The 12,973-nt window shown below is 37.6% G+C and carries 11 protein-coding genes; 9 read left to right on the forward strand and 2 right to left on the reverse strand.

All coding sequences use genetic code 11. The features are described 5' to 3' along the window. Positions 1-1,036 precede the first annotated feature (1,036 nt). The 8 genes from B9N78_RS14880 (at position 1,037) to B9N78_RS14915 (ending at position 9,039) form a co-directional block, all read left to right on the forward strand. Positions 1,037-2,128 carry a polysialyltransferase family glycosyltransferase gene (locus B9N78_RS14880; RefSeq protein WP_137982559.1) on the forward strand — a complete coding sequence of 364 codons (1,092 nt, stop codon included), beginning with the start codon at positions 1,037-1,039 and terminating at the stop codon, positions 2,126-2,128. 1 nt (position 2,129) lies between these two features. Beyond that, positions 2,130-3,611: a glycosyltransferase family 4 protein gene (locus tag B9N78_RS14885; RefSeq protein ID WP_085103702.1), complete on the forward strand. Its 1,482-nt coding sequence runs from the start codon at positions 2,130-2,132 to the stop codon at positions 3,609-3,611. A 20-nt stretch (positions 3,612-3,631) separates the two neighbouring features. Beyond that, positions 3,632-4,396: a methyltransferase domain-containing protein gene (locus B9N78_RS14890; RefSeq protein WP_085103704.1), complete on the forward strand. Its 765-nt coding sequence runs from the start codon at positions 3,632-3,634 to the stop codon at positions 4,394-4,396. A 6-nt stretch (positions 4,397-4,402) separates the two neighbouring features. Continuing rightward, positions 4,403-5,062: a class I SAM-dependent methyltransferase gene (locus B9N78_RS14895; protein WP_137982560.1), complete on the forward strand. Its 660-nt coding sequence runs from the start codon at positions 4,403-4,405 to the stop codon at positions 5,060-5,062. Between the two features lie 2 nt (positions 5,063-5,064). Continuing rightward, complete coding sequence (locus B9N78_RS14900) at positions 5,065-5,829, forward strand: ABC transporter permease (RefSeq protein ID WP_085103708.1); 765 nt, start codon at positions 5,065-5,067, stop codon at positions 5,827-5,829. Continuing rightward, a complete protein-coding gene (locus B9N78_RS14905; protein WP_085103710.1) occupies positions 5,826-6,527 on the forward strand; it encodes an ABC transporter ATP-binding protein in 702 nt (233 codons plus the stop codon). Before B9N78_RS14900 ends, B9N78_RS14905 begins: the two co-directional genes overlap by 4 nt. Positions 6,528-6,545: 18 nt before the next feature. Further along, positions 6,546-7,718: a capsular polysaccharide export protein, LipB/KpsS family gene (locus B9N78_RS14910; RefSeq protein ID WP_137982561.1), complete on the forward strand. Its 1,173-nt coding sequence runs from the start codon at positions 6,546-6,548 to the stop codon at positions 7,716-7,718. Between the two features lie 292 nt (positions 7,719-8,010). Beyond that, a complete protein-coding gene (locus B9N78_RS14915; RefSeq protein WP_085103714.1) occupies positions 8,011-9,039 on the forward strand; it encodes a glycosyltransferase family 8 protein in 1,029 nt (342 codons plus the stop codon). Between the two features lie 3 nt (positions 9,040-9,042). On the opposite strand, the gene B9N78_RS14920 is transcribed toward B9N78_RS14915, so the two are convergent. Together B9N78_RS14920 and B9N78_RS14925 are read right to left on the reverse strand one after the other, a co-directional pair. Further along, positions 9,043-10,128: a glycosyltransferase gene (locus B9N78_RS14920; protein ID WP_085103716.1), complete on the reverse strand. Its 1,086-nt coding sequence runs from the start codon at positions 10,126-10,128 to the stop codon at positions 9,043-9,045. A gap of 422 nt (positions 10,129-10,550) precedes the next feature. Further along, positions 10,551-11,672, reverse strand: coding sequence for a glycosyltransferase (locus B9N78_RS14925; RefSeq protein WP_085103718.1), 1,122 nt, complete (start codon positions 11,670-11,672; stop codon positions 10,551-10,553). Positions 11,673-11,922: 250 nt separating this feature from the next. On the opposite strand from B9N78_RS14925, the gene B9N78_RS14930 reads away from it, so the two are divergent. Next, the gene (locus tag B9N78_RS14930; protein ID WP_085103720.1) at positions 11,923-12,948 is read left to right on the forward strand and encodes an autotransporter outer membrane beta-barrel domain-containing protein; all 1,026 of its coding nucleotides are present in this window, start codon (positions 11,923-11,925) and stop codon (positions 12,946-12,948) included. Positions 12,949-12,973: the final 25 nt, after the last annotated feature.

A 12,973-nucleotide genomic window follows, 5' to 3' on the forward strand; every position in this document is an offset into this window, starting at 1 on the left:
GTCTAGAGTGACCCGATAATCTCCGCCTGCAGTTGCTCACGCGATTAAGTATTATGTATGTCACATTTCAGCAGCCACCTACTCCTCAAAAAGGCGAGCAGCAAATGCTCAGCCACTTGCGGGTGAGTTCCTCTAAATGCACGTGTATCGCGCTGAGAAGAGTTGGCTTGTAAGGCTTTAGATATGGAGACGGTCTGCGGGAAGTGTTTTTTTACACTGAACAAGGGAGTTCGTACACCATTATTCTTTTTACCAGCTCTTCGTAGATACGGCTGTATAAGAATTATGAATCGTAGAGGAAATTGTTAGGATAATGCTGGTGCAGAGAATTTTTTCAGTAAGCTGAAAAGAGAACGTGTTTACCGTACGACGTACAAAGCTCGAGAACAAGCAAGGCAGGATGTTTTTATCTACCTTGGGATCGTTTTACAGCAGAAAACGGAGACATGTCGGTCTTGGTTCTGTTTCCCAGAACGATTTGAGCAGGAATATTACCGTAAACAAAAACTAGTTGCTTAACCTAAAGCGGACTGTCCGTTACTTATGTAGCATTTCAGAGTAGGTTAACACAGAAAGACTCTTTTATGAAATATAAAGAAATTAAATTTGGAAAACTATTTTAGAGTTACTACATAACGGGCTTAAAATAGGGGCGTTGACGAAGTGGAAAGTAGTAAAATGATATATACGCAAGTTCAAGATTTATATGGTATCCAATGTCGAAGTATGTTTTTAACATAGTTCAGGATATGTGGAACATTAAGTTGGAGTGGTCTGTTGTTAAGTTCGAATGCATTTTTTAGGTTGCAGTTGTCGCGATATCTTCAGGGTATGTAGGAGCTGTATTCCGCTTGAATTGATAGAAATTCATACTGATGCATGTTTAGGAGAAAATTAAATTGTGCGGTATGAGGATGTGTACGGTCGAATGAATTAAGTCGCAATGTGCACGTGTCATTTTATTTGAATGTGATAAGTTTGTATTTTTTGTTTTGTATAAATTGATTAAAAAAACAGGGTATTTAGCGAGGTGGGCATGTCTTATATTGCAGAACGCGAAGTTTATAGGTGCTGTAAAAAAATTGTTTTTACAATGGATGTGTTCCGGATTGATCCAAATTCTAGCAATTTATCTCTGACTCCTAATAAGAACAATGTTAAGTGGTTAAATAGATTATTGGGAGACATATACTCTTCCTTGCTTGGGGGGGGGCATATAATGCTTTTTGGTGATGAGCATGGGACTTCTAGCTTGAGGTGGCGAGTTTATTCAAATGCAGATTTGCCCTATTCTGTCGAAGCTTGGGCTCGTCTATATTCAGTTGGACAGTATCAGTCAATTATTGAAGAGGAAGTGCTATCTTCCATTGAAAATTCTTTGGTGGTCACTTTTGAAGCGAGTGAATCTTTAATTGAAGTCTTTTTGGCCAACGGCATCCCATATATAGATTTAGCTATACACCCTGTCAGGTTTCTTGATGACTATATGTTTGCAGTCCGTACAAATGTCAGTGAGTGGAGCCAGCGTCTTTTTGAATTACAAACACCTGAACATATATTTTACGATTTTGCTAAAGTTATATCTGCCAAAGCTGTACGATTGTCTTGTTTCGAAGCTATTCCTGAAGGATCAGTCCTTTTTCTAGCACAGACGGCTGTGGATTCATCGTTAATTAGCGATGGTGTTATGGTGGACGATGACATGATTATTGAAAAATTGATTAAGATGGGTCAAGTATATCCGACTGTATATTACAAACATCACCCTTATTATACAAACAGTAAGGCGGCTCGGCTGGTTGAAAGAAGTAAAAATATGGCAATTGCTGATTACAATATTTATATGGCTTTGGGGTCTCAGGCTTTTCCAAAGGTGTGTAGTTTTTCTTCGGGGACATTGCATGAAGCAAAGTATTTTGGTCTAGAAAGTGAAAAAATTCTTTCATCTCCTAATCGGTTTGCGAATGAACTTTCACCATATTCTTATGTTCCAATTTATAGGGATGCCTTAAAATATGAATTTTGGAGCTATGTTATGGGAGATATTAAGATTTTTAAAGAAAAGAGTCTTCCGGATCCTTTTTTCGGAGCTGTGAAGGATTCTAGTGGTATGAAGTGGGGTAAGTAACATGAGTAAAAAAGTTATTTATTATGATTTGAGCCGCTTACTCAACCGATCTGTGGCCTCTCATGCTACAGGGATTGATCGGGTTGATATAAGGTATGCTATGTATTTTTTGGAGGATAAAGAAAGTGAATTTAACGGTTTGATTCAGATTGCTGGATTTTATTTTGTAGTGGAAATTGGCATTGTGGCTCTTTTTTTAAATGCTCTTTTTGATAAATGGATGGGGAATGGGTGCATAGATTTTAATTTCGAAAAATTCAAGCGAGCGCAATATGATTATGGTAAAAAGGGGGCTCAGGGAAGTTACGAATCAATTAATGTTGAATTATTAAATATTTTTGAAAGGAATCGTACTTGTAATTGTTTATATTTTAATTGCTCCCATTATGGCATAGCTGATAATATTAAGGTTATTCAGACTATGAAAGTGCTAGGGCGTATTAAATTTTGCTATTATTTGCATGATATAATTCCAATTGAGTTTCCTGAATATGTTCGCGATGGGGATGATCTAATACATTTTGATCGTGTAAAAGTGATGTTAACTTATGGTGACATCATTTATGTCAATTCAAATTACACCAGAAAACAACTTCAAAATTTTTGTAATCGTTACAGTTTTGAGCCCCCTTTCGTTGTTGTTACTAGAATAGGAGTAGAAGATTGTTTTTTACAAAAAGAGATTTGTAAGCCGCGTTTTTTAGATAAGAAGATTTTGAGCAAGTATTTTGTTTATGTAAGTACAATTGAGCCAAGGAAAAATCACCTGCTTTTACTGAATGTCTGGCGTCAGATCGTAGAAGATGTTGTGGACCCTCCTTATCTGGTTTTAGTGGGGCATCGTGGATGGAATAACCAAATTGTGTTTGATATGTTGGACCGTGCACTTGCTTTAAAAGAATATGTCATTGAGTTAAATGATATTGCGGATGCTGATCTTGTTAGCTTAATTAAAAATGCTAAAGCAATGCTTTTCCCCTCTTTTTCAGAGGGATGGGGCATGCCTCTTGTCGAGTCTGCAGCTCTCCAAGTGCCCGTGATCTGTTCTGATATCGATGTTTTTCATGAAGCAGGTCAAAATATGATGAAATATATTAATAGTATTGACGGGGGACAATGGAAAAAAACTTTAATACAATTTGGTGATTGTACGGAAGAGCGGGAATTAATTGTTAGATCCTTGGTTACTTTTGACGTGCCTACGTGGCAAGATCATTTTGAGCAAGTTGAAAAAGGGATTAGCTGTCTAGAATATCACTATTCTGAGGCTAAAGTTACAAATTTAAGTGTGTTGGACGATTTTAAGAATCATTTAAGGCAAATGCCTAAAGCTAGTGGCAATGCCAAAGTTAATGTCTTACGGAGCTTAGAACTTTATGAAATCAAGATTGCAAAATTCCTGCAACACGTTGAGTTTAAGCAGCCAAAGTGTAAAATTATTTTCGACCTTTTGCGAAAGGTCTATTGGTCATTTAAGAATTAAAATAGTATCGTGGGGCTTTGATGGAAAAAATTACACTGACAGCAGATAAGCTCGTAGAAAATTTAGTGGGCCAATATGGGGATGCCGCCACGGCTCGCTTTTTGTTAAATTGTTTGCAACAAATTAAAGTGCTACCAGAAGAGGCTTCTAATGGTTTATTAGATAATAGTGGTGTAAAAACAGCTGATCCTCGTTTATATGGTAATTTTCGCACTGATGTGCGAAATACGCTTGAGGTATACTGGGATTCCGTTGCTTGCGGTGAAATGCATGGTGAGCTTCCTATTATGCTTGATATCGGTGGGGGTAAGGGGGAAGGCGATGGATTTAGAAAGGGGACAAAGTACATTGTTCTAGATTTTGATCCAGACGATCCTTCAGCTATAAATCTACAGCATGATTTGAATAAACCATTACCCTTTGAAGATAAAGAAATCTCATTTATATATTCAAATCAAGTTCTTGAACATATAGAAAAACCATGGTTACTGGCTCAAGAAATTGGCCGTGTTTTGAAGCCCGGTGGGGTGGCTTTTATTTCGACTGTTTTTGCTTACCGTTACCATCCCTATCCTCGTGATTATTGGCGTTTTACTCATGAAGGGTTAGCTAAGTTATTAACAGAGTATGCTTGTCTTAAAACAGCTTATTGTAAGTATGAATTGACTCACCGAAGAGATGATAGACGAGGTGCTCTTTCTTCTCCAGATGAAGTTCATATTGATTGGCTTGGCGGATTTAGAGAGAATTGGTTCGTTTATTTTATTGGTTTTAAAGAGGCTTAACGGGGTTTGACAAACCTTCTCAAAGTAATTTTATCCGGAGCAAATATGTTGAGACAAAGTGGTGATTTGACTATTACAATGCTTGATAATGTTCCGGTTTTTGCTGATAGGTTGGAACAGTTAAGGTTTTCTTGCGGGCTTGCATCGCATGCCGGAGCTTTTATGGAATTTGGAGTTTTTGAGGGGGGGGCAATAAACCATCTTGCGAATAATTTTCCAAGTAGAAGTTTTACTGGTTTTGATTCTTTTACTGGTCTCCCTAAAGACTGGGTTCGTTCCAATGAAAGTATTTACCCCAAGGGGTATTTTTCGCTAGAAAAGCTTCCTTCTGTTGCTAAAAATGTAACTTTGGTTTCTGTTTTTTTTAGGCAAAGTTTGCAGCCATGGTTAGAGCATAATCAAGTTGAAGTTTCTTTTGTGCATATTGACTGTGACTTATATTCTTCGGCTGCGGATGTACTGTTGTATATCACTCCATATTTACGTGATGCCGCAATAATTGTTTTTGATGAGCTTTGTGACTGGAGCGATTCAGGGGTTTATCCTAATTGGCCAGAGGGAGAATGGCGGGCCTTGTGTGAATGGTCAAATGCAGAGTCTTTGATCATTGAACCGATAAGTAGAGACCGTTTGTTTAGTGCTACGATTAGAGTTTGTAAAGTTTGACTATGAGAGCTATTTGTGAACTTCTCGCTGTTAAAGCCTACGCAAACCTTCGTACTGAAGTTTCGTGCTATTATCTTAACTATTTATGGTGGGTGATTGAGCCCGTTCTTACTATGTCTACATTTTACCTCGTTTTTGGGGTTTTTTTGAACAAGGGGACAGAGCATTTTGTGGCATTTTTGTTGACAGGACTTGTGCCGTGGCAATGGTTTGCAAATGCAATAAATCAGGCTTCAGGAAGCATTCTTAATGGAAGAGAACTAATGCTACAAGTTTATATTCCCAAGTTTTTTTTCCCTTTTGAGGTAATATTGCGTGGAACATTTAAACATCTATTTGTTTTGATTTTACTGTTGTTTTTTTTAGTTTTTTATCCAACACCAGTTGCTGTTACTTGGGTTGCTCTCCCTGTTTTGATGCTGATACAATTTTTATTTATTGTGTCAATAGGTACTCTTTGTGCTGCTTTTGTTCCATTTGTTCCTGACCTCAAATTTATTGTTTCAACAATCTTGCAGCTAGCAATGTATGCTAGTGGTATTTTTTACAATATTGACTCTGTAATACTTCCTAAGCACCGCACTATTATTTACATGAATCCTATGGCTGGTTTGATTAAGAACTACAGGGAAGTTCTCATGTATGCACATTGGCCTGATTGGCAATATCTTGGATATTTGACTTTGGCCGGATTAGTGTTGCTTATGATTTCCGTTACAGTGTTATTCAAGCTTGACCATGTTTACCCAAGGTTGGGTCAGAAATGACTCATGATACAATTTTAACTCTTCAAAATGTTGGATGCCAATATTCCGTTCGAAAAGGTTTTTTAAAAGTCGGTTTATATACAGCCTTGAAGGATGTTTCTTTTGAAATTAGAAGAGGTGAAACGATAGGTGTTATCGGAAGAAACGGTGCAGGAAAATCAACTCTTTTACGGCTAGTCGCAGGGGTTATACTACCTGATTCCGGGGTGATCGTCAGGCATGAGCCTGTTTCTATTTCTCTGCTGACTTTGCAGCTGGGATTTTCAGCTGAGCTTAGTGGAAGAGACAATGCAGTGTTAAGCGCTATGCTTTTGGGGCACAGATATAAAGAGGCCAAGGCAAGTCTTGATGAAATCAATGAATTTGCTGAACTTGGCGGTTGGTTTGATGAACCTTTAAAGACTTATTCTTCCGGTATGCGGGCTAGGCTGGGTTTTGCTGTTGCTATGATGATGTCGCCCGATGTTCTGCTTATCGATGAAGTTTTAGGGGTTGGAGACGAGTCTTTCAGGATAAAGTCAACTAAGGTCATGAAAGAGAAAATGCTTTCTGGGCAGACTGTGCTCTTTGTGTCTCATAATGCCGCGACCATTCGCGAGCTTTGCTCCTCGGTTGTCTGGATTGAAAACGGTGTGACCCAAATGGTGGGAGAGACTGAGGAGGTCTTGTCTACTTATTTTGAGTCTTTGAAAAAATAGGGAGCTGAAAGCCAAATCGTGCGAATCCTCCTTTATGAATCTATTCCTGATATTACAAGATCAGCTTTTCTCGTCAGATTACGAAAGTATTTGAGGGGAAAGGGGGGTAATGTCTTCTGTCTACTTGATGATCGGGTTTATTCTCGTTTGCAGGGTGGGCAGGGGGATTATGGGATAGTAAATTGTTCTGGACCGATGACCCATAATCTGGTTTTGGGGAACCGTGATACCTCTTATGTCTATTGCCCTAGGGACGAAGATCTTAAGGTTATTACATCCGGGAAAAGAAGAGCCTTTTATAAAAAGTCACTAAGAAAGATCAAACCTGACAGAATTATAGTCTGGAATGGGCTTTCTAGTCATCATGAAGACTTTATGACAGTGCTGAATGAAGTAGGTTTTGCGGATAAAGTTTTTTTTATGGAGATGGGTTGGCTACCCCAAAAGGATTATTTCTGCTGTGATAATTTAGGAGTTAATGCTAGAAGCTCCATCTCTCAAAATGATTATTCAAAATCTCTTTCACTTGAGCGGCAAGTTCTTTTAAAACAAGCTATTTCTAATTATTGTAAAATTATTCCTGCAAAAAAAAAGAAGTTAATTCTGGTTCCTCTTCAAATTGAATCTGACTCCAATATTATCCATTTCTCTCCTTATAAAACGAATCAAGAATTCATTACTATGCTCGAAAAATGGATTCCTGATGGCTACGAAGTCATCATAAGACCCCACCCTTTGTCTGTTTCAAAAATTCCGAAGTGGAGTCGGGCAGATTTTGTTCTGGATTGTAGCCATGATTTATATCAAACTCTTGCTGTCGCCCAGCTGGTTATCGGTATTAACAGTACTGTTTTGATTGAGGCCATGGCCTATGGGGCAAAGGTAATGGCTTTTGGTAAAGTTTTTTTTTCTTCATTGGGCGGTGTTTCTGTTTCCGAGGATGACAGGTTTGAAAAAGTCGTAGGGAGTGATTTGAATGTTGACAGTTTACTTTATGATCTGATTTTTAATAGACAGATATCAATTCACTCCATGGAAGGCGTTGAAAGACATCTTAATTGGGAACATAAATGTATGCCTTACCATGCATCTGAACCATTTCTTAATAAATATCCTCTTTTAAAGGTATTCAACGGTGAAATCAGGTTTTTAGCCGCTACTGTTGCAAAAAAACTGGGATTTTTAAAATGAACTTTGGCAGGAAGCTGTATGATATTTGACAAGTTTAAAAATGCGTCATTACCCGCTGAGCAGATCTGAAAATCTTGTTTGGATAAATTGAAACTTTTGGAGAAGGATCAGTTATTATTCAGCCTATCCTGTTGTTTTGTCTTTGTTGGGCAAGTTGTTTTCAGAGTGATTTTTTCAAACGAACATATATTACTAATCTAGGATGATTGGGGTAAAAAAGTCATAGTCAAGATTTGATTTCATAGTCTGTGCATAAATTTTAACTTAAATTTTAATTTCTAGGGTTAGGTACATGATAATTCCTTATTTCAAGAACAGACACGTTCCAATCTGTTTTTCAGCTGATGAAAACTATGTTCCTTATCTGTGTGTCGCAATTCAATCAGTTATAGAGAATACTTTGGATGAGCTAAATTATGATATTGTGGTTCTTTACGAAGGCCTTTCTTTCTATCATGTTAAAAACATTGAGTCCTTATCCTCAGCAAAAAATATCTCTGTAAGGTGTTATGACGTAAAAGAGTATATGAAAGCGGGTTTGCGGGGGCTGTTCGAGACTAAGGCTTATTATACACTAGCAACATATTACCGATTTTTTATTCCTGATATATTTAAGAAATATAAAAAAGTATTATATCTGGATTGCGATATTATCGCACTACAAGATGTGTCTGTTTTGCTCGATATAGACTTGGGGGATAATTTTGTTGGTGCCGTCAGAGATTTGGGAGTTGTTCAGCAAATTAACACGATCGATGGCTGGGAAAAGTATTTCAGAGAAGATCTCAAGATTAATAATCTTGAAAACATCTTTCAAGCCGGGGTTTTGATCTTTAATGTTGTAAAGTTTAATGATTATAATCTGCTTGAGAAATGTGTTGAAAAAATCCATATACTACCAAATCCTCGTGTACTGGATCAGTGCATATTAAATTCTGTTTGCGAGTACCGGGTTCATTTTTTAGAGCCGGAATGGAATGTTATGTGGAACCTTCCGTTTTTGGCAAAAGATCTTAAGAGTGAACTTGGGGGTGATGTCTATGAAAAGTATATGGAAGCTAGAAGGAATCCATATATTTTACATTATGCTTCATTCATAAAACCATGGTTTGAGCCAGACAGAGAACTTGCGAGTTTTTTCTGGAATTATGCCCGCAGGACACCCTATTATGAATCGATTTTGTTTTTAAATCTTATTCATAGGAAGGTTCCCTTTCGTGAGCGTTTCTTCAATTTCAAATTTTTGCATCAGATATACAGAATTCTTCCAAATAGCCTCCAGGGAAAACTTAGCGAAGTTAAGATAGCTATATTGAAATAAGGACTAAATACATACTTTTCTAATTTTTGAGACAAAATCATCGGTTTTAAACTTCTGGGCTCTTTTTTCACAGTCTCTTTTCATGCTTAGTGCTTTTGATGAGTCCAATGATATTACCGCATTAATGATTTCCACTGACTTTGGCTTAATAAGTAATCCAGTTTTTTTATCTAGAATGGTTTCAAGTATCCCGCCTTCCTGAGCTCCAATAGTCGGTTTTCCTGCAGCCATAGACTCAACAGGACTAATTCCAAAATCTTCATCTTTAGGAAGATATATAGTCGCAATGGCTTTACCAATAAGATCTTTAAGTTTATCTTCATTGGTCCATCCGGTAAAGTTTATATTTGGGGCATTATTGGATAGCGTTTTTAAATTTTCTAATTCAGACCCACCAGATGTCACAACAAGCTTTTTGCTAGGCATTTTTTTGAATGCATCGATAATCAGATCTACTCGTTTGTATTTTTCGAGTCTTGCTGTTGAGAGATAGTAGTCTTCTTGACCAAGCCATTTAAATTTTTTCACATCAACTGGAGGATGGATAACGAGAGCATTAACTCCCAAATATCTTTGAATGCGGTTTCGAACATTTTGAGAATTGGCAATAATCAAATCCATTTTTTTGAATGCTGCTTCATAGTTTTTTCTGGTATGATAAACTAGAGCTTTAAAAGCTGGCCTGAAAGCAACGTTTAAGTTCTCAAGATAGTATTCGTAGAGATCATAAGCAAAACGGGGTAGAGTATGGCAGTATAAAATTCGATAACCCTTTTTTTGATTGTGAACAGCTAACAATGCATATGAGCCACTGTAAATTACCATGTCATAGTTTTTTAAGAATTTGGTTTTTGATTTGAAATTATAAAATCCTTTTATAGCATTAAAAGGCTGGCAGGTGGAAGGTTTGCCCAGCTCTATGATGCTTGAAGGTAGACTAATATCTGTAAAATTTTCCCGGTTGATAAAGTCAACGCATAACTCAGACTCTGGAAATGCTTCGTGTAAATTGAGGGATGTTTTTTCAGCCCCTCCCATGCAATAGAGGAAGTCATAAAGGATACATATTTTTTTATTTGAGTCAGGCATTTATATTTAAGGTTAAAGTTACCAGTTAAATCACTGGCGGAGAAAGGTACATATGCACATTTTGCTTTTATAGCGAGTATATGGCCGTTGTTCAATCATCTAATCTTAATCTCTTTCACGAGGTTACTAAAATAAAATTATATTTACTATGGTGACAATATAAAATGTGCGTTATTAATTTCAGATAAATCTGCATGACTAAAAAACGGGAGTTAGTATGAGATATCTATTTGTTCTTATTTTTATAATGAGTTTGTTCGTAGGCTGTTCATCCCATAATCAGACAGATTCAAATACTGACAACGCAATTCGAAAGCCTAAAACATCTACAATTGTTAATGACATTATCAGCCGAGGAGCCCGAGTTCCATAAGAGTTTGAATCTTTGGCTGCGTACTCTGAGTTTAAGGGATCATCCTTCTCTATTGCGATATGACATCCAAGTATATTTGCTCAATTGCTTGAGCAGAGCGTAGTATTGTAAATAGATTGTTAAATTTCAATTTTCCCGCTTGGCCATATTGAACTGCTTTTTGTGGTTGAGTTATAATCTCCTTTATAGCTTCAGCTAAAGCTTCTGAGGAAGCTACCGGTACAATTGTTCCGGTGATACCATTCTGATTCACCCAACTTGTACCTGATCCATTAATACTGGTGGTCACAAGTGGAACGCCATAGCGCATAGCTTCAAGAAGGACCATACCAAAAGCTTCACCACGATCAATGGAAGGTAGACAGAATACAGATGCCCGCTGTAGTAATACGAATAACTCTCTGTCAGAGATTTTCCCCGGTAGACTCACTCGATTTTCCAATCCTAATTTTTTAACTTCACGAGTAATTCTGGAATGTTCAGGGCCGTCTCCAGCTATAATGAACCTTGCTTCAGGCAGAAGGACTGCAGCGCGAACAAGATATTTAAACCCCTTGTAAAATGCGAATCGTCCTACACTAAGAACTAATGGTGTTTCGTCTGGGGGAATTTGTCTTGGAGGATATTTATTCTGGTCAAGTCCCAACGGAACAATTCTGCATTTGTCCAACCATGGTCTTAATGAATGGCTTGATTCCAAATAGAGGGGAGATGTCGCTATTATACACTTGGCTTTAGAAAGGATGCGTTGCTCAAACTGACGATAAAAAGGATACAGTATTTTAATCACCAGGTTTGGAGATCCTTTTACATCGGCGTGCCAGTGGACAATATAAGGGATTTCGGAAGGGAAAAAACAGTTAAACAGAATTGCCGGATTTGGCAGATGGATATGGATAATTTGCGGACGATGGAGTGAAACTATTTTCTGCAGAGACATTGGGAAAAAGGGAGAAATAGGAGCGAACGCAGTGTTGCAAATAGTACTGGATCGAGTAATTTTGACACCGTCAATTTGACGGGCATCCGTTTTTCTAAAAGGCAATGTGTGATGGCATAACACACTTACGGAGTGTCCCATCTTTACTTGTTCAGCCGTTAGATCCCGAACAAATGTTTCTATGCCACCTCTTTCAGGGTAGGAATACTTACTTATGTGAAGAATGCGCATTGTTCAAAAGCTATGACAGGCAAGGGATTAAATCAAGCCAATGTTTAAGTATGAATTAATACAAGATGGCATTACTAATCCTGAATTATAAATAGAGATATTAAATTTCTAATTTTCGAGATAGTTCTTAGGAGAGAAAAAATAACATTTAATTATTTATATATGTTGACATGCTGAATTGTTTTATGTTTAAAAATATTAATTATTTTGAAATTCATATAAATAATATAATTAACAGGTAGTAGCCAGTATGAAGTATTTATTTTCATTAATTGTCTTGTTGGTAACACTCGCTGCAGTATCAGCCTTTGCCGAAACTAATGGACAGCAACAGGCGACTAGTGATGTTGCCCGCTCCAGTAGTCAGGCATTAAGTACAATGGTTCAAGGGCGAGTTGCTACAATTGCTGCTCCTAAACCTGCTGGGTTAAAAAGAGTTTCTCATAATAGTATTGATAATAATGGTAATATAGATATTTCCCTGAATGCGGAAGATTTGGGACTTGCCTCAGGTGAAGCTGCCAATGACTTTGGTGTTTGGGCTATGGGATCTTACACACAGTTTTCTAACACTGCGACAGGATCCAAATATGACGCTGAAACCTATAATTTCCTTGCTGGGGCGGATTGGCGTGCAACTCCGGATTTATTAATAGGATTAGCCGGTGGTTACGGTGTGCTTGATCTTGATAAAAAAGACTGGTCAGGCGGAGCTGATACTGGAACACTCAAAACTGACTCAGAGTGGACAGTGATGCCTTATTTGGCCTACAATTTTACTGACTACACCATCTTAGATACAGCTTTTGCTTATACAAATTCCCGCTATAAAGACAACGATGGTACAAGTACTGGTAAATACGATTCCAATCGTTATTTGACGAACATAGGTGTTTCTCAATATTTTATGCTTGATGAATGGACTCTCAGTGGTCGTCTTGGATATATGTATGTAAGTGGTGATTTAGGTTCTTATTCTCGTGGCGGAACTGACATTGCAAATCCAGATAGTTATTTGAGTCAGATGAACGTTGAAGCAAAAGCAGCGTATCTTTTTGACAGATGGATTGAACCATACACTGCGATCCGCTACTATTATGACCTTGGAGTTTCAACTAGACCTGTAGACTCTGATTATGATGAGTTTGAGGGCGTTCTTGGTTTGAATCTGTATGCTAGTGATGTGTGGACAGTTGGTTTAGAGGGTGGAGCAAGTGCAGGACGTGCTAAGTACGAATCCTACCGAGGTCAAGCAACTGTCCGTTTTGAATTTTAAAACTACTTTTATAGCCTGATATAAA

The sequence above is a fragment of the Desulfovibrio gilichinskyi genome, from assembly GCF_900177375.1.
Classification (GTDB): domain Bacteria; phylum Desulfobacterota; class Desulfovibrionia; order Desulfovibrionales; family Desulfovibrionaceae; genus Maridesulfovibrio; species Maridesulfovibrio gilichinskyi.

Coding starts and splice junctions, on each gene's coding strand:
- B9N78_RS14880 (WP_137982559.1), top strand. CDS start 1,037: ATGTCTTATATTGCAGAACGCGAAGTTTATAGGTGCTGTAAAAAAATT.
- B9N78_RS14885 (WP_085103702.1), top strand. CDS start 2,130: ATGAGTAAAAAAGTTATTTATTATGATTTGAGCCGCTTACTCAACCGA.
- B9N78_RS14890 (WP_085103704.1), top strand. CDS start 3,632: ATGGAAAAAATTACACTGACAGCAGATAAGCTCGTAGAAAATTTAGTG.
- B9N78_RS14900 (WP_085103708.1), top strand. CDS start 5,065: ATGAGAGCTATTTGTGAACTTCTCGCTGTTAAAGCCTACGCAAACCTT.
- B9N78_RS14905 (WP_085103710.1), top strand. CDS start 5,826: ATGACTCATGATACAATTTTAACTCTTCAAAATGTTGGATGCCAATAT.
- B9N78_RS14915 (WP_085103714.1), top strand. CDS start 8,011: ATGATAATTCCTTATTTCAAGAACAGACACGTTCCAATCTGTTTTTCA.
- B9N78_RS14920 (WP_085103716.1), bottom strand. CDS start 10,128: ATGCCTGACTCAAATAAAAAAATATGTATCCTTTATGACTTCCTCTAT.
- B9N78_RS14925 (WP_085103718.1), bottom strand. CDS start 11,672: ATGCGCATTCTTCACATAAGTAAGTATTCCTACCCTGAAAGAGGTGGC.
- B9N78_RS14930 (WP_085103720.1), top strand. CDS start 11,923: ATGAAGTATTTATTTTCATTAATTGTCTTGTTGGTAACACTCGCTGCA.